Origin of the sequence: Enterobacter sp. CC120223-11, from assembly GCF_900215375.1 — a bacterium.
Classification (GTDB): domain Bacteria; phylum Pseudomonadota; class Gammaproteobacteria; order Enterobacterales; family Enterobacteriaceae; genus Scandinavium.
The window spans coordinates 67288-89245 of sequence record NZ_OBEF01000009.1 but is presented as its reverse complement, the minus strand read 5'-3'; the positions used below and the strand labels follow the sequence as shown (position 1 = coordinate 89245).

General features: G+C 58.7%; 13 protein-coding genes. 9 read left to right on the top strand and 4 right to left on the bottom strand.

From position 1 onward, the window contains the following. Positions 1-33 precede the first annotated feature (33 nt). On the top strand, positions 34-849 hold the full coding sequence (locus tag CRO87_RS12350; protein WP_097163243.1) for a helix-turn-helix domain-containing protein: 816 nt from the start codon (positions 34-36) through the stop codon (positions 847-849). A 3-nt stretch (positions 850-852) separates the two neighbouring features. On the opposite strand, the gene arsC is transcribed toward CRO87_RS12350, so the two are convergent. Further along, entirely contained in the window at positions 853-1209 is a 357-nt protein-coding gene (gene arsC / locus CRO87_RS12345; protein WP_097163242.1) for an arsenate reductase (glutaredoxin), read from the bottom strand. Positions 1210-1218: 9 nt separating this feature from the next. Next, positions 1219-2682, bottom strand: a complete 1464-nt coding sequence (bepA, locus tag CRO87_RS12340) for a beta-barrel assembly-enhancing protease (protein WP_097163241.1) — start codon at positions 2680-2682, stop codon at positions 1219-1221. 223 nt (positions 2683-2905) lie between these two features. On the opposite strand from bepA, the gene CRO87_RS12335 reads away from it, so the two are divergent. After that, a complete protein-coding gene (locus CRO87_RS12335; protein WP_097163240.1) occupies positions 2906-3967 on the top strand; it encodes an AI-2E family transporter in 1062 nt (353 codons plus the stop codon). A gap of 162 nt (positions 3968-4129) precedes the next feature. On the opposite strand, the gene bcp is transcribed toward CRO87_RS12335, so the two are convergent. Together bcp and CRO87_RS12325 are read right to left on the bottom strand one after the other, a co-directional pair. Continuing rightward, positions 4130-4600 (bottom strand): thioredoxin-dependent thiol peroxidase, encoded by a 471-nt coding sequence (bcp, locus tag CRO87_RS12330; protein ID WP_097163239.1) that lies wholly within the window; start codon positions 4598-4600, stop codon positions 4130-4132. Between the two features lie 2 nt (positions 4601-4602). Beyond that, entirely contained in the window at positions 4603-5172 is a 570-nt protein-coding gene (locus CRO87_RS12325; RefSeq protein ID WP_097163238.1) for a glycine cleavage system transcriptional repressor, read from the bottom strand. A 152-nt stretch (positions 5173-5324) separates the two neighbouring features. On the opposite strand from CRO87_RS12325, the gene dapA reads away from it, so the two are divergent. The 7 genes from dapA to CRO87_RS12290 all read left to right on the top strand — a co-directional run bounded on the left by dapA (position 5325) and on the right by CRO87_RS12290 (position 21909). Continuing rightward, a complete protein-coding gene (gene dapA, locus CRO87_RS12320; protein WP_097163237.1) occupies positions 5325-6203 on the top strand; it encodes a 4-hydroxy-tetrahydrodipicolinate synthase in 879 nt (292 codons plus the stop codon). A 16-nt stretch (positions 6204-6219) separates the two neighbouring features. Further along, the gene (bamC, locus tag CRO87_RS12315) at positions 6220-7251 is read left to right on the top strand and encodes an outer membrane protein assembly factor BamC (RefSeq protein ID WP_097163236.1); all 1032 of its coding nucleotides are present in this window, start codon (positions 6220-6222) and stop codon (positions 7249-7251) included. 112 nt (positions 7252-7363) lie between these two features. After that, positions 7364-8077, top strand: coding sequence for a phosphoribosylaminoimidazolesuccinocarboxamide synthase (purC, locus tag CRO87_RS12310; protein ID WP_097163235.1), 714 nt, complete (start codon positions 7364-7366; stop codon positions 8075-8077). Between the two features lie 127 nt (positions 8078-8204). Beyond that, positions 8205-9086 carry a neutral zinc metallopeptidase gene (locus CRO87_RS12305; RefSeq protein WP_097163234.1) on the top strand — a complete coding sequence of 294 codons (882 nt, stop codon included), beginning with the start codon at positions 8205-8207 and terminating at the stop codon, positions 9084-9086. A 3-nt stretch (positions 9087-9089) separates the two neighbouring features. Beyond that, positions 9090-11090 carry a tRNA(Met) cytidine acetyltransferase TmcA gene (locus CRO87_RS12300; protein WP_097163233.1) on the top strand — a complete coding sequence of 667 codons (2001 nt, stop codon included), beginning with the start codon at positions 9090-9092 and terminating at the stop codon, positions 11088-11090. Positions 11091-11168: 78 nt separating this feature from the next. After that, complete coding sequence (gene ypfH / locus CRO87_RS12295) at positions 11169-11864, top strand: esterase (RefSeq protein ID WP_097163232.1); 696 nt, start codon at positions 11169-11171, stop codon at positions 11862-11864. Between the two features lie 442 nt (positions 11865-12306). Continuing rightward, on the top strand, positions 12307-21909 hold the full coding sequence (locus CRO87_RS12290; protein ID WP_097163231.1) for an autotransporter-associated beta strand repeat-containing protein: 9603 nt from the start codon (positions 12307-12309) through the stop codon (positions 21907-21909). Positions 21910-21958 lie beyond the last annotated feature (49 nt).

Genomic DNA, 21958 nt, shown 5'->3' with positions numbered 1-21958 from the left:
TGATTGGTTCTATGAAGCCACCAGGAATTGACGATGGAAATTAAGCTGCACGCCAATGCCACCACCACACCGCGAGTTCGCCGCTATTTGCAGGAGTCCGATAAAAGCGACCGTGAGCTGGCTAAAGAGCTGGGGATTTCGGTGACTACCGTGCGGCGCTGGCGTAATCGCGAGCAGACAGGCGATCGCCCGACCACGCCTGATGTGGTACACAAAGCGATGAGACTTGAACAAATAGCGGTGGTGAATGCCCTGCGCGACACGCTGCACGCCCCGCTGGATGAACTGCTGTTTATGGTGACCGAAGGGTTGGGGATTGCGGTTTCCAGAGCAACTCTTAACCGCTATCTTCGCCCGGCGCACCAGCGGGAAAGGTCGGGGCCGCAGGGCGTCCGGGCGCTGAAGGGCGGTCATCTGCCTGATACGCTGACGCTGCACTACCGCAGATTGTCGATGACTATGGACGACGGCGGCGAACATCATTTGCTGTGGGCGCGTGAGCCTGTCAGCGGCTGGTGCTCGGCGCGTGTGTTTTCCGGGGTGTCGCTCCCGCTGGTCAAAAACTGGCTGACTGAAATGCTGGCACGCTGTCCGGCTGATATTCAATGTCTTGAGACTGAAGCCATAAAATGGCTCTCAATTGAGATGCCGGGGCTGACCGTTACCCGCCAGCCGGAAGCAAGTGGCACGGCGATAACCCTCACGGAAAACCTGAGCACGCTGATCCCGGCGGCTAGCGAGCCTGACGCACTGGCGCAGCGGCTGTGTGAATTGTGGAACACGGGGAAAGTGCAGAAGAAGCTAGGTGAGCGCACGCCGCAGGCTTTTCTGGAAGCGCTGCGGCGTTAGAGATTACAGAATTTCCAGCACCGACTCCGGCGGGCGACCGATGCGCGCCTGGCCGTTTTTCACCACAATCGGGCGCTCAATCAGCTTCGGATTGGCAATCATCGCTTTAATCAGATCGGCTTCGCTGAGCGCGCTGTCCGCCAGGTTCAGCTCTTTGTAGAGATCTTCCTTCTGGCGCATCAGCTCGCGGGCGCTTTTCATGCCGAGCATTTTCAGCAGGCTTTTCAGCGTGGCGGCATCCGGCGGCGTGTCAAGGTACAGCACCACGTCTGGCTCAACGCCTTTCTCTTTCAGCAGCGCCAGGGTTTCGCGGCTTTTGGAACAGCGCGGGTTGTGGTAAATCGAGACCGGGTGACTCATCGGGTGTCCTTACATTTTCATATAGGGTTTAAAGGTGTCCTGCAGCTGGCGGAACTGATCGATGCGCGCGTCATAGCGGGCCTGTTGCAGACTGCCAAGCTTGACCTGCGAGCTGGCGCTGCTGAGCAGGGAAATCGCCTGATCGAGTCGGCCAACCAGCGCCATGCCTTCCGCCCGCGCGGCAAGTTCCTGATCGCGGTTGCCAAGCTGGCCTTCCGCCTGCGCCAGCAGATCCCAGCCGTTGGTATCGTCTTTATAGGTAAACGTATAACGGTTGAGCAGGGTGGCCGCTTCGCCCGGATTGCCGGACTGCAGCAGGGCGTTGGCGAGGTTCAGTTGCAGCACTGGATTGGTGCGCAGATCCTTCGCCGCTTTCAGGCGGTTGACCGCCTCGGCGTTCTTTTTCTGCCCCAGCGAAATGTCCGTGGCGAGGTCGAGATACCAGGCATTCTGCGGGTTTGCCGTCAGCAGCGGCTGTAGCTGCTTGCTGGCTTCGGCATAGTTGCTGGCTTCCATGGCCTGGAGTGCGCGCCCGTACTGCGCGGCGTGCTGCTCGCGGATATTGCCCTTCGACCAGTTGTCGAGCAGGTCGCTGCCGAGCTGGTTTTGCCCGTTGTTATACATGCCGAGCGTACGCGCCTTGGCCATGTAGAAATCTTCTGAGGATTGCACGACGACCGGGCGCATCTGGTTGGCGCGGTTACGCGCATCAGACAGACGGCTTTCCGGCAGCGGGTGCGTCAGCAGCATCTCCGGAGGGCGTGAGGAGTAGCGGGACTGATCCATCAGCTTGTCCATAAACTGCGGCATGCCCTGCGGGTCGAAGCCGGAGCGTTGCAGGACCTGGATCCCGATGCGGTCCGCTTCCTCTTCATTCTGGCGCGTGAAGCTGATAAGCCCCTGTTGGGTTCCTGCCAGGGTGCCCGTCAGCGCGGCCATCCCTGCCTGCGGGCTTGCCATCGCTAACAGAATGGAGCCGAGCGCGCCAACCCATGTCAGCGGGGCGTTACGCTTCTGATCCTCCATGGCACGCGCCAGGTGGCGCTGAGTCACGTGTGAAATTTCGTGCGCCATAACTGAAGCCAGCTGGCTTTCGGTATCGGCATAGCGGAACAGCGCCGAGTGCAGGACCACGTTGCCGCCGAAGAAGGCGAAGGCGTTCAGCTCGTCGTTGTTAATTAAAAAGAAGTGGAACGGCGTGCGCACAGAGTTGGCGTGGGAAACCAGGCGCATCCCGAGACCGTTGATGTACTGCACCAGCAAAGGATCGTTTATCAGCGGCGCGCTGCCGCGCAGCTGGCGCACGTAGTAATCACCCATCTGCATCTCTTGTCCGATAGAGAGCGTGCTGCCTGCGGTGGTGCCCATATCCGGCAGGGAATCGGCGGTGTCCGCAAAGGCGGGCAGGGCCTGGCCCAGGGTCAACGACGCGATGAGAGTCGCAACCAGCGTTTTCTTTAACTGCCTGAACATAACTCGGTCCTGTCTGTAGGGTGTGCCAGTTTGACCGACGACGCGGCGTAACGTTCCACTGTCGGCTGCCCTGGCAGTTTAGCTGGCTGAGGCACGCCTGGAAATAGCCGCGGGCGACTTTTGCTGTACAGTGCGGCGCAGGGCAAAAAGCACAGGCAATTTCGTGACATTTCGATACAATTCACGCGGGCCTTTTGCCCGCCATTCAGGGAACGGTGTAGTCATGCTCGAAATGTTAATGCAGTGGTATCGTCGTCGTTTTAGCGACCCGGAAGCGATAGCGCTGCTGGTCATTCTGCTTGCCGGTTTCGGCATTCTCTTCTTCTTCAGCGGCCTGCTGGCACCGTTACTGGTGGCGCTGGTACTGGCCTATCTTCTGGAGTGGCCGACCGTACGCCTGGAGCGCATCGGCTGCTCACGACGCTGGGCGACCTCCATTGTGCTGGTGCTGTTCGTCGGCGCGATGCTGCTAATGGCGTTCGTAGTGATGCCGGTTGCCTGGCAACAGGGCATTAATTTAATCCGCGACATGCCCGGCATGCTCAATAAGCTCTCTGATTTTGCCGCCACGCTGCCGCGCCGCTATCCGGCCCTGATGGATGCGGGGATCATCGATGCGATGGCGGAGAACCTGCGCGGGCGAATGACGACCATGGGTGATTCAGTGGTGAAATACTCACTTGCTTCGCTGGTCGGGCTGCTGACCCTTGCCGTCTATCTGGTATTAGTGCCGCTGATGGTGTTCTTCCTGGTGAAGGACAAAGAGCAGATGCTCAACGCCGTGCGCCGCGTGCTGCCACGAAACCGCGGGCTGGCGGGGCAGGTGTGGAAGGAGATGAACCAGCAAATCACCAACTACATTCGCGGTAAGGTGCTGGAAATGATCGTGGTTGGCGTGGCGACCTGGATTGGCTTCCTGCTTTTCGGACTGAATTATTCGCTGCTGCTGTCGGTGCTGGTGGGCGTCTCGGTGCTGATCCCTTATATCGGCGCGTTCGTAGTGACCATTCCTGTGGTGTTTGTGGCGCTGTTCCAGTTTGGCCTGGGAACGGAGTTCTGGAGCCTGTTTGCCGTGTACCTGATTATTCAGGGACTCGACGGCAACCTGCTGGTGCCGGTGCTGTTCTCCGAGGCGGTGAACCTGCACCCGCTGGTGATCATCCTATCAGTGGTAATTTTCGGCGGCCTGTGGGGCTTCTGGGGCGTCTTCTTCGCCATTCCACTGGCGACGCTGATTAAAGCGGTGGTACACGCCTGGCCGGACAGCCCGGCGGCGGCAGAGTAAAATAGCGACAACACTGCCGGGTGGCGGCCACGCCTGACGCCGGCCTACGATACATAGAGAATTTGTAGGCCAGGCAAGCGGGAGCGCCGCCGGGCAATGAAGCAAAAAAAGGCCCGTCAGCAATGAGATGCAAACGGGCCTTTTCTTTCTTAAGGTTCGTTATCAGGCGTTCTCTTTCAGCCAGTTCAGCACCACGTCGTGGTGATTGCTGGTTTTGAAGTCGTCGAAGACGTGCTGAACTTTGCCGTCGCCGTCGATGAGGAAGCTGATGCGGTGAATGCCGTCATAGGTTTTGCCCATGAAGGACTTCTCGCCCCAGATACCAAACTGTTCGCAGACCTGGTGGTCTTCGTCAGAAAGCAGAGTGAAATTCAGCAGCTCTTTTTCGGCGAAACGGGAGAGCTTTTCCGGTTTGTCGGTGCTGATACCCAGCACTTCAACGCCCGCTTTCTTCAACTCATCCATATTGTCGCGCAAGCCGCAGGCCTGGACGGTACAGCCCGGGGTCATGGCTTTCGGGTAGAAATAAACCAGAACACGCTGTCCCTGGAAGTCGGTCAAATTTACTTGCTCGCCGTCTTGATCGGGCAGGCTAAATTTCGGTGCGATGTCACCGGCTTTCAGTGGGGTCATTACTAAACTCCATCTTGTTCATCATGCTGTGAATAATTGACGATGTTTATACTGCCTTGCGCTTTCAGTTCTGTACACAGGTCTTTAAACGCTTGTTCGATCTTCGCCGCATTTTGCGACGCCGGACTGTGCGCTGTCACCTGAATAAACAGCTGCGGCGCAGAGGCGTTATTGCCAGGCTGAGTGCGTGACACCAGCTCGGCGATGTTCATCTCATTGGCGTCCAGCAAACCGGTAAAACGCTCGATGATGTGCGGTGAATCAGGCACTTCCACCTGCAGCCAGACGGTTGACGGCTGCGCCGGGCGCGGCTGAGCCGAGGTGCGCTTCATCACAATCAGCAGATCCAGCTCCGCCCCTTTCAGCGGCAGGGTCGATTCAATCAGCGTAATGGCGTTCCAGGAGCCGGAGAGCAGCATAATAAACGTAAACTCATCGCCGAGCATCGCCAGGCGGCTGTCCTCAATATTACAGCCACAGCTACTGACGTGACGAGTGATGGTGTTTACGATGCCGGGGCGGTCGGCACCCAGGGCGGTAATCACCAGATAGTGATGCAGGGAGGCTGTCAAACCTGTTCTTCCTGTGAAAAGGGGAGGTTGTGACTAGGAAAGCATAAAAAAAACATGCATACAACATCCTGAGTGTCTCTGCTCTCTTGCTTTTATAACAGGACCAAACGTACCATTGAGGCTCTTGTCCGCACCCGCACCGAGGATGGCCCATGTTCACGGGAAGTATTGTAGCGCTTGTCACGCCGATGGATGAAAAAGGTCAGGTCGACCGTTCCAGCCTGAAAAAACTGATTGATTACCATGTCGCCAACGGAACCTCGGCGATTGTGTCGGTAGGGACGACCGGGGAGTCTGCCACCCTGAGCCACGACGAGCACGGCGACGTAGTGCTGATGACCGTAGAGCTTGCCGATGGCCGTATTCCTGTCATTGCCGGTACAGGCGCGAACGCCACCGCCGAAGCAATCAGCCTGACCCAGCGCTTCAATAACAGCGGCATTGTCGGTTGTCTGACCGTCACCCCTTACTACAATCGCCCGACCCAGGAAGGGCTGTTCCAGCACTTCAAAGCGATTGCCGAACATACTGATTTACCACAAATTCTGTATAATGTGCCGTCCCGTACCGGCTGCGATATGCTGCCGGAAACCGTGGGCCGCCTTGCCGAAATCAAAAATATTATCGGTATTAAGGAAGCCACAGGGAACTTAAGTCGCGTTCACCAGATCAAAGAGCTGGTTTCAGACGACTTCATTCTGCTGAGCGGCGATGACGCTACTGCGCTGGACTTCATGCAGCTCGGCGGCCACGGTGTGATTTCCGTGACCACTAACGTTGCCGCGCGCGACATGGCGGAAATGTGTAAACTGGCCGCCGACGGGCGCTTTGCTGAAGCCCGTGCGATTAACCAGCGTCTGATGCCGTTGCACAATAAATTATTTGTCGAACCCAATCCTATCCCGGTGAAATGGGCCTGTATGGAGTTGGGTCTTGTGGCGACCGATACGCTGCGCCTGCCAATGACCCCGATCACCGCCCATGGCCGTGACGTGGTGGCTTCCGCGCTGAAGCATGCCGGTTTGCTGTAAAGTTTAGGGAGATTTGATGGCTTACTCAGTACAGAAGTCGCAGCTGGCAAAAGTTGCGGGTGTTTCGCTTGTTCTGCTTCTTGCAGCCTGCAGTTCCGATTCGCGCTACAAGCGCCAGGTAAGTGGTGATGAATCCTACCTGGAAGCGGCGCCGCTTTCTGAACTTCACGCGCCTGCCGGGATGATCCTGCCGATTCAGAACGGCGACTACAACATCCCGGTTGCTCGCGGCGACGGTGCCACGGGGAAAGCGCTGGATATTCGTCCGCCTGCACAGCCGTTAGCGCTGGTGTCCGGTGCGCGCACCCAGTTCACCGGTGACACCGCTCAGCTGCTGGTCGAAAGCGGCCGTAGCGGCAACCTGTGGCCGCAGGTAGTGAGCATTATTCAGGGCAAAAACTACACCATCGACAAGCGTGACGATGCTTCGCAGTCTCTGACCACCGACTGGGTACAGTGGAACCGTCTGGACGAAGACCAGCAGTACCGCGGTCGCTATCAGGTCTCCGTGAAACCGCAGGGCTATCAACAGGCCGTAGTGGTGAAACTGCTGAATCTTGAGCAGGCGGGTAAACCGGTTGCCGATGCCGCTTCCATGCAGCGCTACAGCGCCGAAATGCTGAACGTGATTTCCGCCGGTCTGGACAAGAACGCGACCACCGCGCAGAACGCCGCACAAAGCCGCGACGGTGCCACCTTCGACGTGCAGAGCGCCGCAGATGACACCGGCCTGCCAATGCTGGTGGTGCGTGCACCGTTCAACCAGGTGTGGCAGAAGCTTCCGGCCACGCTTGAAAAAGTGGGCATGAAAGTGACCGACAGCACCCGTTCTACCGGTAGCGTGACCGTTACCTACAAACCGCTGTCGGACAGCAGCTGGCGCGATCTGGGCGCTCGTGACCCGGGCCTGACCTCTGGTGACTACAAGCTGCAGGTCGGCGACCTCGATAACCGCAGCAGCATGCAGTTTATCGATCCGAAAGGACACACCCTGACCCAGTCGCAGAACGACGCGCTGGTGGCGGTGTTCCAGGCGGCATTTAAGTAAGATTTTAAAGGGCTGGCGCAATCCGGCCCTTTTTTCTGATATGATACGCAAACGTGTGCGTAGCGCAGAAAACCTGATTTTTTGTTCATTTTCCTGACCGGAGTATTGAAAGATGCAAAAGCAAGCTGAGTTGTATCGCGGCAAAGCGAAAACCGTTTACAGCACGGAAAACCCGGACCTGTTGGTGCTCGAATTCCGCAACGATACGTCAGCAGGTGACGGAGCGCGTATTGAACAGTTCGACCGTAAAGGCATGGTGAACAACAAGTTCAACCATTTCATTATGAGCAAGCTGGAAGAAGCAGGCATTCCGACCCAAATGGAGCAGCTGCTCTCCGATACCGAATGTCTGGTGAAAAAACTGGATATGGTCCCTGTGGAGTGCGTGGTGCGTAACCGCGCGGCAGGCTCGCTGGTGAAGCGTCTGGGCATCGAAGAAGGTATCGAGCTGAATCCACCGCTGTTCGACCTGTTCCTGAAAAACGACGCCATGCACGATCCAATGGTCAACGAATCCTACTGCGAAACTTTCGGCTGGGTCAGTAAAGAAAATCTGGCAACCATGCAAGAGCTGACTTTCAAAGCTAACGACGTGCTGAAAAAGCTGTTCGACGATGCCGGTCTGATCCTGGTCGACTTCAAGCTTGAGTTTGGTCTGTTCAACGGTAAAGTGGTTCTCGGCGACGAGTTCTCCCCGGACGGCAGCCGCCTGTGGGACAAAAACACCATGGATAAAATGGACAAAGACCGCTTCCGCCAGAGCCTCGGTGGCCTGATTGAAGCCTACGAAGAAGTGGCTCGTCGTCTGGGCGTGAACCTCGATTAATCCTAACTCCTTATAAAATGAGAGGATGCTTAGCATCCTCTTTTGCTATCTGCCTTGTTTACTATGGTAATTCCACGCTTAACCGCCTACGATCTCTGTATCAGAAACATAAAATTCAGAGGTTCCTATGCGTTGGCAAGGTCGTCGCGAAAGCGACAATGTGGAAGACAGGCGGAACGATTCCGGCGGCATGCCGCCAATGGGCGGTGGGCGCGGCGGTTTTCGTCTGCCGAGCGGTAAAGGCGGCATTATTCTGCTGATTGTTGTGGTGGTCGCTGGCTATTACGGCGTCGATCTCACCGGCATGCTCACCGGCCAGCCGATGGTGCAGCAGCAGAGCACTCAGCGCTCTATCAGCCCGAACGATGAAGAAGCGGCCAAATTCACCTCCGTGATTCTTGCTACCACCGAAGACACCTGGGGGCAGATTTTCCAGAAAATGGGCCGCCAGTATCAGCAACCGAAACTGGTGATGTATCGCGGCGCAACCCGCACCGGATGCGGCACCGGCCAGTCCGTGATGGGCCCGTTCTACTGCCCGGCGGACAGCACAGTCTATATCGATCTCTCCTTCTACGATGACATGAAAAGCAAGCTCGGCGCCGACGGCGACTTCGCCCAGGGCTACGTGATTGCCCATGAGGTCGGCCACCATGTGCAGAAGCTGCTCGGCATCGAGCCGAAAGTGCGTCAGATGCAGCAGAATGCTTCCCAGACGCAGGTCAATCAGCTCTCGGTGAAAATGGAACTGCAGGCCGACTGCTTCGCGGGCGTCTGGGGCCACAGCATGCAGCAGCAGGGCGTGCTGGAAGCGGGTGACGTGCAGGAAGCGCTGAATGCCGCCGAGGCGATTGGCGACGACCGTCTGCAGCAGCAGAGCCAGGGCCGCGTGGTGCCGGACAGCTTCACCCACGGCACCTCCGAGCAGCGTTACACCTGGTTCAAACGCGGCTTTGACAGCGGCGATCCGTCCCAGTGCAACACCTTCGGTAAAACTGCGCTGAACTGATTGATGACCGACAGGGAAGCCATTCTCGCGTTAACCGCGACCATGAAGGCGCAGGGCATTCGCCGCCTGCTGGTGCTGAGCGGCGAAGTCGACTGGGCTGAACAGCAGGCGCAGTGGCTGAGAGAAACTCTCGGCGGCGACGGCCTGTTTATCAGCCCTCACTCGCAACCTGAACCCTGGTGTGCGCCTTCGGCCGTGAAAACGCTGCTCGGGCGTGAGTTCGAACACGCCCTTTTTGATGCCCGCGACGGGTTTGACGTTGCCGCCTTCGCGGCGCTGGCCGGAACGCTGAAAGCCGGAAGCTGGCTGGTGTTGCTGACGCCCGATTTAAACCGCTGGCACGAGAGGGCGGATGCCGATTCCATCCGCTGGAGCGACAGCCCTGAACCGATCCTCACGCCGCACTTTGTCCATCATTTCTGTCGAACGTTGCAAAACGATGCCGAGGCCCTGATCTGGCAACAGCCTCAGCCTTTCGCGCTGCCTGAATTTGCTGCCCGCCCGGCGTGGCATGCCGCTAACGGCGAACCGCAGGCAGAACAGGCCGACATTTTGACGGCGTTGAAAAGTATGCCACCCGGCGTGGCGGTGGTAACGGCGGAGCGTGGACGCGGCAAATCCGCCCTGGCGGGAATGCACTTACGAACGCTTCCAGGCACCGCTATTGTTACCGCCCCGGCCAGAGCCGCCACCGACGTGCTCGCTCACTTCGCCGGGGAACGCTTCCGCTTTATGGCTCCCGATGCACTGCTGGCCTCATCAGAACAGGCCGACTGGCTGATAGTCGATGAAGCCGCCGCCATTCCCGGCCCGCTGCTGGAGAAGCTGGTTAAGCGTTTCCAGCGCGCGCTGTTAACCACCACGGTTCAGGGCTATGAAGGTACGGGGCGCGGTTTCTTACTCAAGTTTTGCGCGCGCTTTTCACATCTGAAAACTTATTCTTTGCATCAGCCCGTGCGCTGGGCCAGCGGCTGCCCGCTGGAGATTTTTGTGGCTCAGGCGTTACTGTTTGACGACGCACTGCCCGAATTATCAGTACCCGGGCCACTATCCCTGAGGCCAGTGGAGCAAAGCGCCTGGCAACAGGAGCCTGATTTACCTGCGTCGATGTACCGACTGCTCTGTGCCGCGCATTACCGCACCTCGCCGCTGGATTTGCGACGCATGATGGACGCGCCGGGCCAGCACTTTGTCAGCGCACAGGAAGCCCAGGATCGGGTTGGCGCACTGTGGCTGGTCGAAGAGGGCGGCCTGAGCAAAGCGCTGAGCGAAGCCGTCTGGGCCGGATTCCGCCGCCCGCGTGGCAACCTGGTGGCGCAGTCATTAGCCGCACACGGCGGTAGCCCGCAGGCCGCCACGCTGCGAAGCCGACGCGTCAGCCGTATTGCCATCCACCCGCAGCGTCAGCGGCAGGGCATCGGGCAGAGAATGATTGAGCAAGCCATCGCCAGCGCGGACGGCTGCGATTATCTCTCCGTGAGCTTTGGCTTTACTGATGAGCTGTGGCGCTTCTGGCAAAAATGTGGCTTCCGGCTGTTGCGGCTTGGCACCCACCGCGAGGCCAGCAGCGGCTGCTACAGCGCCATGGCGATTTATCCGCTGAATGCGGCAGGGCAGGCGCTGGCAGAGCGCGAACAGCAACGCTTCGCTCGCGACGAAGCCTGGCTGGCGGCCTGGCGCGATGAGTCCACGCCCACGGCGAATCCGCCGTCAGAGACTATCCTTACAGAAGATGACTGGCAGGAGCTGGCAGGGTTTGCCTTTGCCCATCGCCCGCTGATGGCGGCGGTGGGGAGCCTTAACCGGCTTGTCGCCACGGTCGCGCTGCCGTCGCCCGCGCTGCGCAGTGCGCTTCAGCCTCAAAGCCCGGCTGCACAGGCGCACGGTGGACGAAAAGCCTTGCTGGCGCAGCTGCGTGAAGAAACGGCTCATGCGCTGATATCGCTCGACCCACAGCGGACTCAGCGTCTGGCGGACAAGGTCAAAAACCTGCAATTTTTTTAACTAAGTCATTCAGTTAAATGTCATGGTCATTGCCGCCCAACGGCGTAGACTCCCCTGCAACAGACTAAGGAGAAAGCCATGAAACACGACCATTTTGTTGTCCAGAGCCCTTCCGCCCCGGCGAAGCAACTGCTGCTGCTGTTTCATGGCGTGGGCGATAACCCGGTGGCGATGGGGCAGATTGGCAGCTGGTTTGCGCCGCTGTTCCCTGAAGCGCTGATCGTCAGCGTCGGCGGCGTGGAACCCTGCGGCCCGACGGGCCGACAGTGGTTTTCGGTGCAGGGCGTGACGGAAGAAAACCGTCAGGGCCGGGTCGACGCCATCATGCCAACGTTCATCGAGACGGTACGGCACTGGCAGAAAGAGAGCGGCGTCAGCCCACTGGCCACCGCGCTGATTGGCTTCTCACAGGGCTCGATCATGGCGCTGGAAAGCACCAAAGCAGCACCGGGCCTGGCGTCACGCATCATCGCTTTCAGCGGACGCTTCGCAACGCTGCCAACCGAAGCCACCACCGCCACCACCGTGCATTTGATTCACGGCGGCGAAGACAGAGTCATTGATCTGGCGTACGCGGTATCGGCCCAGGAAGCACTGATCCAGGCAGGCGGCGACGTCACGCTGGACATCGTGGATGAGCTAGGTCACGCCATCGACGACCGCAGCATGCAGTTCGCGCTCGATCATCTGCGTTTCACCGTGCCGAAGCACTACTTCGACGAAGCGCTGAGCGGCAGCAAGCCTCAGGACGACGATATTATTGAGTTTTTGTAATCGCTTAAGTTTAAAAACGCCTCGATGCGGTGGTATCGCGGCGTTTTTGTCTTCTTCTATGCATCAAGAAAGCTTTTTCATCTTCATTATTCCCCGCCTCATAGTTTCCTCTATCTGACCATTACCCGGAAAATAGTTTTCCCCCGGTGTTTCCCTTCGTCGCGCAATGGGAAAGAAATGTTCCGCCCTGGTTAAATCGTTCACATCCCCTATAGGAATTTTCCTGGTTGTTTTAGGACGATTCTCGCTTTTTGATAATGGTCAAAAAGATTTTAAAGAATCAAAAATAGTATGTGTCAGAAACAAAATCTTACAACGCCCTTACAACTACTTACATCGCCCTGAAGGATCCTGCGGATTTTTGCCGGGGCGATATTTCATTTTTCACTGCCCGTTTAATCTCGCTTCGTCCTGTTAAATGGCAGGCAGAAGGTCCGCCGCTATGAACAAAATCTATCGTGTTGTCTGGAGTTCAGCATTAGGGTTATGGGTTGTCGCCTCAGAAACGACCCGCAGCCGCAAGAAAGGTCGCGTCCGCCGCGCCTTGCGAGCTGCTGCCGCTGCAGCCCTGAGCAGCGTGCTGCTCTCTCCCGCCTTGGCGGCGGATGAAACGGTGAACTGGTCTCAGGCAGGCGTCTATCTGCCGGCGCCGGACAAAGACGGGGTGTATGACGATTTTGGCTATTTTGCCACGCTCAGCGATGCCATCGCCGCGCAGCCGGATGTGCAGCACACGACCTGGGTCGGCGGCACGAATTTGACGATTAACGGCCCGGTGCCAGATATCACCATGGGCACAAACGGCACTTCTGAAAATAAAACCTTAAAAGAGCTGCTCGCTTCCGGGTCGATGAAATCCATCACCGACAGCCAGGGCAATGCGATCACGATCGATAATATTGACCAGTATGTTGTCTCTTCAGGTTTTAACAACCCGGCCCCTGGAACGGGGATGGATCTGATCATTCCAGGCACCGATGGCAGCGTTGAACAAATCACGATTTACAACTCCGACGATTTCCAGAATGCCGGAACCCGCACCCTCGGCGATATTACCGTGGCCGTGTATGACTTCGACAGCATCTACCAGTACAACCATTTTGGCATCAGCCACATTACCGATGACGGCGGTGACGTCACCGTGGATATTGGCGCGGATACCAACGGCGCAACCGCCATTGCCGATGCGCAAAATACGCTGCGTCTCTATACCAAAAATACCGAACTGACCCGCGCGGAAGGCGCACAGGGCAACAGCAGCCAGACCCACTGGCAGTCTGACAACTACATTCAGTTTGGCGGGGCGATTACGCTGCCATCGGATACCAACTCCGGCAGCGGCGCTTTACACAGCTGGAATAAAACCATTGAGGTCCCGACGTTCTCGATGGATGCCGAGGGCAATGTGGTCGCGGGGCCTGCCAGGACCTTCACCGTCAATTCGCTCAGTGATATCGCGCAGGTGAACGACTTCTTGACCCAGTCTGAGAAAGGGCAGCCGACGCAGCTCCAGCTCTGGCTGGTTGGGGAAGAAACCATCAACGGCGTGCAGGTAAAAGATGCCACCGGCGCGCAGAGCGCCTATCAGGCGATCATCCAGGAGCTGCTTGATGCCAGGCAGTCGCAGAACGTTGACTGGACCTACAACCTCTGGTCTGACGATCAAAGCCACAGCGGCAATGCCACGCAGGGCGCGGGTAACGTCAGCGTGATCTTTGCCACCGGCAAAGACGCATTGGGCGAAATAACCAAAGAGGGCAGTCTGGCGGTGTCCGGCAGTCACCAGGGCGTAATGCATGCGGAAGCGGGCGCGGAAATCGTCAATAACGGGGCGCTGAATACCTGGAATGAAACCGGGGCACGCGCCGACGGGATGTACGCCAGCGACGCGACGGCAACCAACAACGGCACGCTGAACGCCGGGCTGTTTATCGAAAAAGATGGCTCCCGCGTCAATCATATCGTGGTCAGCAATGTCGATATCATCAACCAGGGCTCCATCGGCATCTTCGCCACCACCACCGGCAGCAACACCAGCCGCGTTACTAACAAAGGCATCCTGAACGTCGCCCTGGCCGATAACGGCAATGCGGTGGCGGAAGGGATCCACGCCGAAGGCAATACCGCAGCAACCAACAGTAGCGCCATTAACGTGGTGAACAACCCGCGCAATACGCTCGGCAGCGCCGCAGCTTACGGCGTGAACGTGCTTGGCAATTCCACCTTCACGAATGCCAGCAGCGGCACCATTAAGATTGGCGTACAGCTGGACGGCAGCAGCGCTCAAAGTGATGAAGCGGTAATGGCGGGCGGTTCGACGCAAAGCGCCGCCGTGCGCAGTCAGAGCACGGGCGATGTCATTAACGAAGGCAAGATCCTGCTGGGGAAATACGTTCGCAACGCCATCGGGATGCTCTCTGACGGCGGGCAAGGCCAGGTCATCAACAATGGGCAGATTGACGTGATGGGCACGACCCTGCCGGGCTCCAGTAACATGGCGGGCAACTTTGGCTTGTACGCGCATGACTCAGCAGGCGTCACCAACAACGGTCAAATTAACGTGGGCGGTGCGGGCAATAACGGTCTGCGGGTTTACGCTGAAAACAGCGATGCTCACGCGGATTCCACGGCGACAGGCACGATTACTGTCATCAAAAACAGCGACGGCAGCGATGACCTGAAATACCGCAACTATGCGGTCTATGTGGCCAGCAAAGACGAACAGCATCAGGCCACCGCGAATGTCGATTCGGCCATTACGCTGAATGCGCAGGGGGCGATCGGTGTTCACGTGCGGAACAACGCGCAGGCAGAACTCGGCCAGAACACTACGGTGACATTCAACAACAGCGATCAGATTGGCTACTACGCCTACGGCGATAAGGCACAAGTCAATCTCTCTAATTTGACCCTCGACGACAACCAGCAGACCAATACCACGCTGTTCCTGCTCGATCACGGCGCAAGCTTTGATGGCGACAGCGTTGGGTACGATTTAACCCTCACAGGGGATAACTCCGTTGGGGTACTGGCGAACGGCAGCGGCACTACCGTCAGCACCGGGAAAGCGAAAATCCACGTTGCCAATGAGGGCGGCGTGGGCGTCGAAGTGAGCGGCGGGGCCAGCGGCACCATTGCCGACGGCGCAATCAGCCTTGAGCACGACAACACCACGGCTGTGGTGGTCGACGGAAAAGGCCACGGCCTGGACGGCGCTGACAACAGCAAAACCTTCGCCACCTCCGTCACCTCGAATGCGAACATCGCCACCCTCGACAGCCAGAGCAACGTCACGGGCTATCATGTCAGCAACCAGGGCGTGCTGACCCTCAGCGGCAGCTCGGGCCTCGATATTCGCGGTCAGAACAATATCGGCGTAAATCTCGACACCGACGGCACCCTCGACAATCAGTCCTCATCGGCGCTGACCGTCAGCGGCAACGGTCGTCAGTCCGGTAACATCGGCGTGCTGGTGAACGGCGCGAACGCGAAGGTCAAACAGCTCGGCACCGTAACGGCGAACGGCGGGGAAGCGGCGGTTAAACTGCAAAACGGCGCGACGCTGAATATCGCCGGGACCGGCAACCACATCTCTGCGGCAGACGGCGCCGACGCCATCCTGCTGGCCGACGGCGCAAAACAGCTCACCGCGTCCAACACGGAAATTGACGTGGCGGGCACCGGGGCCGGTATCCAGAACGACGCTAACAACTCCGATATTCAGCTGAATAACGTCACGATCAACGCAGGTGACGGCCCGGCGATCAGGACGTCTGTTTCTCTCACCGCAGGCGGCTCTAATAACGTCTTAAATGTTACCGGTAACGATTTGGCGGGCAGCGGCGCGGGCTTTGCGTTTGAGAATAAAGATTCCAGCGACCTGATTCAGGGCAAGGATCTGACCATCGACGGCAGCTACACCATCAACGTCGGCAATGCGGCGGGGGATGCAACCGGCAGCGGTATTCGCGCCAGAACCACCGGCAACGTGAGCACATCGACCACCGTAAATATTCTCGACAAAACCGGCGGCAGTGCGCTGCTGGCGGAGAATGCGAAGTCGGTGAGCAACAGCGGAAAAATCACCACCGCCAGCGACGCGGCTGCGGCGATCAATGCGAAATCTGCCACAACCTTCACCAACACCGGCGATGTGGAATCCACCAGCACCAGCAGCACGGCATCGCTGATCGATCTCTCGGGCACCGATGATGACACCGGCAGCAGCAAAACCGTCACCAACAGCGGAGCGCTGAAAACCGCCAGTCAGAACTCCGTGGTGCTGAACGTCAGCAGTGACACCAACAACACCATCACCAACCGCGGCGATCTGATCGCGGCGAACGGTGGCACCGCACTTTTAAGCGGCGCAGGCAGCGACAGCATAATTTTTGAATCTGGAAATGTTACCGGTAACGTCATGGCGGGTAACGGAAATGATACGCTGCGGATCAACGGCGGTAATGTCGCCAGCCGAATCGATCTGGGCAACGGCAGCGATACCTTTGCCTGGAATGCGGGCACGCTTGCGGGCAGCGTTGATTTTAGCGGCGCTGAGGGCAACGACAAAGCCAGCATCGCCGACGTCGATCTGAGCAAGGTGACGCATGTGCAGACCGCCTCGAACAGCGGCAACGCGCTGACCTTCACCGACACCCACGGCGACGCGGCGAAAATCGGCAGCTTCGGCAGCGACGATCTCAGCAAAGGCACCAACATCGGCAGCGGCTGGAACGCGCTGACCGTGACTGGCACGAAAGCCGATATGCGCGTGGTAGATAATCTGCTGGGCGTGAGCGACCTGAACATCAGCAACGGCGCGACGCTGCGCTCTGGCGACAATGCCGCGACGGCAGGCTCGCACAGCATCAACAACCTGGATGTTAAAACGGCAGGCGCTAACAGCAAACTGGTGCTCGACGGCGACAGCGATACCGTTTACAGCGGCGTCATTAGCGGCGACGGCCAGATGGAACGCGCAGGCTCCGGCACCACGGTTCTGCTTGGCGACAACACCTACACCGGGCAAACGACCATTGATACCGGCGCAGCGGTGCAGGTGGGCAACGGCGGCATCGCCGGGGCGCTCTCAGAAGCAACGCGCATTCTCGACAACGGCCTGTTCACCATCAATCTCAGCAAAGTGCTGACCCTCGGCGGCATCATCAGCGGCAGCGGCAGCTTCCACCAGGACGGCAGCGGCCTGACGCGCCTCAACGGTGACAACAGCTACGCGGGCGAAACCAGGGTGAATCAGGGCTCGCTGATTATCAACGGCAACCAGAGCGCGGCGGGCGGCGATGTCACCGTGGCGGACAACACCTTGCTCGGTGGTCACGGCACACTCGGCGGCAACGTCGTGATGGGCGATAACGCCACCCTGCAACCGGGCGACGGCGGCACCGGCACGCTGTTTATCGTCAACAGTAAATCGCTGACGCTTGGCAAAAACACGCTTTCCGATTTCGAATTCGGCGAAGCCTACAGGCCGGGCGGCAACCTCAATGACCTGGTCGACGTGGCGGGCGACCTGACCCTCGGCGGCACGCTCAACGTCAGCACATCCTCCGGCGGCAGCTTCGGGCCGGGCGTCTATCGCGTTTACAACTACGGCGGCAGCCTGCACAACGACGGGCAGCTGCAGCTCGGCTCGCTTCCGGCGGGCACGGAAGACGATTATTACGTACAGACCAACATCGACCATGAGGTGAACCTGGTCAATGACGGCGGCCTGTATTTGCAGTTCTGGGACGGTGCGGAAAACATCGCGACCCGCAACCACGGCGCCTCTGGCATTGAAGGGGATAACCGCGTCGACGGCGGCGACGGCGTCTGGATGTCGCGCGGCGACGCCGGGGATAACAACTGGACTAACGCCTCCGGGAAAGGCAATGCGCCGTGGGCTCAGTACGCCTACGCTATTTTCCAGAGTACCCCGGGCACGGTGACCGTTGATGATAAAACCGGAGACGTGCATTTCGCCGGGGCGCAGTTCGCCAGTGACGGCTACGTGGTCAAAGGCGATGCGCTGCATGCGGTGGATACGCTTTCTGCGGCGGCCAGCGACAGCTCGGTGCCGTCAGATTCCTCACTGAAAAAAGGCGATTTGTGGCTGAGTGTGGGCGACGGCACCGCAGGCTCGGCAAACTGGAAAGCGACCATTGAGTCGAATATCGTGCAGGCCAACGCCAGCGATTCGATCGAACTGGTGAAAGGCAACACCGGTGTGCTGATCCTCAAGGGCAACAACGACTACCTGGGCGGCACCCGCATTGAAGGCGGTACCTTGCAGGTTCAGGGCAATCAGAACCTGGGCGCGGCGGGTACGACCGTCGCTATCAACAACAATTCGACCCTGCAAAACGGCGCGGACTGGGAAACCTCACGCGGCATTATTTTAGGAGATGCAGGCGGGCAGCTCGATCTGAACAGCCACGCGCTGAAAGACGACGGCGTGATTAGCGGTAACGGCAAGCTCACCGTGCGCAGCAGCACGGCAGACGCCGACAGCCTGCTGACGCTGCTCGGGGGTAACAGCTATCAGGGCGGCACGGCGATTATCGGCACCGATCATCGTTCAGACGTGGTTGTGGATGCAGAAACCAGCGCCGCGCTTGGCCTGGGCAGCAGTAAGGTCGATCTAAGCCACGGCGCAACGCTGAACGTGAATAACGCCAGTTCGACGCTGACGCACCACTTCACCGTTGACGACAGCCTGCTGACGCTGAATGAGACCAGCGAAGCCGCAGATTCTGTTATCGACATTACTAACAAAGGTGAGGTGCAGTTCAACGACAGCGCGCAGGGTGACAACGCGCAGATCAACGTCGGCGCAGGCGCAACGCTTGCGATGAACGACAGCGCCGACGCAGGCCAGGCGCAGATCCGCAATAGCGGTCGGGTGAACTTCAGCAATAACGCGCAGGGCCGCAGTGCGACGGTCAGCAACCAGCAGGGTGGCGTGGTGAGTATCGCGGGCGCCGACAGTGACACTGATATCGGTTCACTGTCCGGCGCGGGTAACGTCGAACTCGGTGCGAATACGCTGCACGAGGGGGCGCTGAACCGTAACGATGCCATCAGCGGCATCATCAGCGGCGCTAACGGCAGCCTGGTGAAAGAGGGCGACGGTACGCTGACCCTGACAGGCGCTAACACATACACTGGCACAACTCACGTTGAACAGGGCGTGCTGCTGGTAAACGGCGATCAGCACGCGGCGACCGGTGATGTAACCGTTGATGCGGGTACCACGCTCGGCGGGGACGGCATCATCGGTGGCGCGGTAAGCGTTGCCGACAACGGCCACATTGCGGCAGGCCGGGATCTGAACAGCGTCGGTAAACTCACCACCGGCAGCCTGACGTTCAGTCAGAACTCGCAGCTCGATTACCAGTTAGGTGAGGCGTACATCGTTGGCGGTAAGCTCAACGACTTAATCGACGTCAACGGCGACCTGAACCTCGACGGCAAGCTGAACATCACCGAAACCAGCGGCGGCAGCTTCGGTGTCGGGGTGTACCGCCTGATCAACTACACCGGCAGCCTGAACAATAACGTTCTGGATATCGCGAACGCGCCGGAAGCGGCGGACAGCCTCTACGTGCAGACATCGGTCAACCATCAGGTGAACCTGGTGAACCGTGCAGGCCTGCAGCTGCGCTTCTGGGACGGCGCGGGCGGCAAGGATGGCGTGAAGAAAAACAATAACGTCATCGACGGCGGTGACGGCGTCTGGCAGAGCGGGGCCGGGAACGACAACTGGACCACCGACGGCACCAATCCATCGGGCGCGCTGAACGCGCAGTTTGATGATGATGCCTTTGCGGTGTTCGAAGGTGACAAAGGCACCGTCACCGTTGATAAATCTCTCGGCGACGTGTGGATCAGCGGCGCGCAGTTCGCCACCGACGGCTACGTGGTGCAGGGCGATGCGATCAACACTCACACCGCAGACACTATTCTGCGCGTGGGCGACGGCACCGTCGACGGCGTGGATATGACCACAACCATCAACAGCATTATCCAGGGCTCTGGCGGCATCGACAAAACCGACGTCGGTACTCTGGTACTGAACGGCAACAATACCTACAGCGGCGGCACGACAGTCAGCGGCGGGGTGTTGAACGTCAGCGCCGACAACAATCTTGGCGTGCATGACACCACTCTGACGTTGAACGGTGGGGCATTGCAGTATGGCAAAGGCTTCGACACCGATCGTCAGGTAACGCTCGGCGAACACGGCGGCGGCATCGACACCAACGGCAATCAGGCCACGTTGTCCACCGCGCTGACCGGCAGCGGCAGGCTGACCAAACTCGGCAAAGGCACGCTGACGCTCACCGCCGACAGCAAAGCCACGGGCGGCACGACGATTAACGGCGGAGTGCTGCAACTGGGCAACGGTGGCACCACCGGGGCGATTATCGGTAATGTTGAAGATAATACCGCGCTGGTGGTGAACCGCAGCAATACTCTGACGCTGAGTGGAAACATCAGCGGCAAAGGGGACGTGCAGCAAATCGGTAGCGGCAGCACGGTGCTGACGGGCGATAACAGCTACAGCGGCATAACCCGTGTCGTGAACGGTATCTTGCAGGCGGGCGGCACGCAGACCCTGAGTGAAAACTCCGTTCATACCGTTTACCAGGGCGCGAAGCTGGATACGCAGGGCTACAATCAGCAGATCGCCGGGCTGAACAACGCCGGGACGGTGAACCTGACCAGCGGGCATATCGGTTCGCGACTGACGGTAAAAGGCAATTACGTCGGTGATAACGGCACCATCAATCTTGCCGCGCAGCAAAAAGGCAGCGAAGGCACGGCGGATAAACTGGTGATCGACGGCGGCAAGGCTTCCGGCCAGACGACGCTGAATATTGATATCACCCGTCTCGGCGCGCCGACTCACGGCAACGGCATTGAAGTGGTGGAAGCCCTGAATGGCGCAACGACCACCGCGCAATCGACACGTGATGCGTTCACCCTTGGCGCGGATCACCTGGAAGCAGGTGCGTTTGAATATCACCTCTTCGCGGGTGACCTGAAAGCGCAGGGCGAGAACTGGTATCTGCGAACCGATTACCGTTCAGAAGTGCCACTGTTCAACGGCATTGCGCAGGCCGTGCGCACCGGCGATCTGGCGGTGCTGAGTAACCTGCATAAACGCATGGGGGATGAGAACAGCTTCGCCAAAGGTAACGACGACGACAAACGCGTCTGGGCGCGCTACCTGGGTGAAGCGGGCAAAACGCGGCTGAACGATGCGGCCAGCACTTCGCTCGATACGCATATGAACGGCGTGCAGGTGGGCAGCGACATCTGGACCAACAAACAATGGAAAACCGGGCTCTACGCCAGCCTGCTGGATAACCGTTCGTCCATCTATGGCGAGGCGGGCGGTAGCCACGGCTATGTGGGTGATATCAAAGATCACGCCCTGTACCTCGGCGGCTATGCCACCTGGACGGCGGACAACGGTTTCTGGGTCGATAACGTGTTGCAGTACGGTCGCCACGATTTGCGCCTGAAAACCGAGGGCAAATCTTACAAACCGAACGGCAACAGCTTCGCTGCCTCGGTGGAAATCGGCAAACCGTACCAGCTCGGCGACAGCCGCTGGCAGCTGGAGCCGCAGGCGCAGTTTATCTGGCAGCACAGCAGCTTTGACGACATCGACGTGAAAGGCGATACCAAAACCAAAGCGAGCATCAACGCCGGGGACTCTGTGACCGGACGCATCGGCACTCGTCTGGTGGGCCACTACCAGACACGGCAGGGCGAAGTGACGCCTTATGTACGCGTCAATCTGTGGCAGGGCATGGGCGGTTCGGACAACACCCGTTTCAGCAACAGCACTGCTACCACGAAACTGACCGCAGGCCAGCGCTATTCCAGCACCGAAGCCGCTGCCGGTGCCACCTGGAGCGTGAAACCTGACCTGCAGTTCTACGGCGAAGTGGGCCGCGAATGGAGCAACAAAGGTGGACAAAGCGAGGTCAGCAAGGATGTGACAGGGAGTATTGGGTTTAAGGGCAGTTTTTGATTAATCGCTGAGTACGACAGGCGACCTTCGGGTCGCCTTTTTTATTTTA

Coding starts and splice junctions, on each gene's coding strand:
- CRO87_RS12350 (WP_097163243.1), top strand. CDS start 34: ATGGAAATTAAGCTGCACGCCAATGCCACCACCACACCGCGAGTTCGC.
- arsC (WP_097163242.1), bottom strand. CDS start 1,209: ATGAGTCACCCGGTCTCGATTTACCACAACCCGCGCTGTTCCAAAAGC.
- bepA (WP_097163241.1), bottom strand. CDS start 2,682: ATGTTCAGGCAGTTAAAGAAAACGCTGGTTGCGACTCTCATCGCGTCG.
- CRO87_RS12335 (WP_097163240.1), top strand. CDS start 2,906: ATGCTCGAAATGTTAATGCAGTGGTATCGTCGTCGTTTTAGCGACCCG.
- bcp (WP_097163239.1), bottom strand. CDS start 4,600: ATGACCCCACTGAAAGCCGGTGACATCGCACCGAAATTTAGCCTGCCC.
- dapA (WP_097163237.1), top strand. CDS start 5,325: ATGTTCACGGGAAGTATTGTAGCGCTTGTCACGCCGATGGATGAAAAA.
- bamC (WP_097163236.1), top strand. CDS start 6,220: ATGGCTTACTCAGTACAGAAGTCGCAGCTGGCAAAAGTTGCGGGTGTT.
- purC (WP_097163235.1), top strand. CDS start 7,364: ATGCAAAAGCAAGCTGAGTTGTATCGCGGCAAAGCGAAAACCGTTTAC.
- CRO87_RS12305 (WP_097163234.1), top strand. CDS start 8,205: ATGCGTTGGCAAGGTCGTCGCGAAAGCGACAATGTGGAAGACAGGCGG.
- CRO87_RS12300 (WP_097163233.1), top strand. CDS start 9,090: ATGACCGACAGGGAAGCCATTCTCGCGTTAACCGCGACCATGAAGGCG.
- ypfH (WP_097163232.1), top strand. CDS start 11,169: ATGAAACACGACCATTTTGTTGTCCAGAGCCCTTCCGCCCCGGCGAAG.
- CRO87_RS12290 (WP_097163231.1), top strand. CDS start 12,307: ATGAACAAAATCTATCGTGTTGTCTGGAGTTCAGCATTAGGGTTATGG.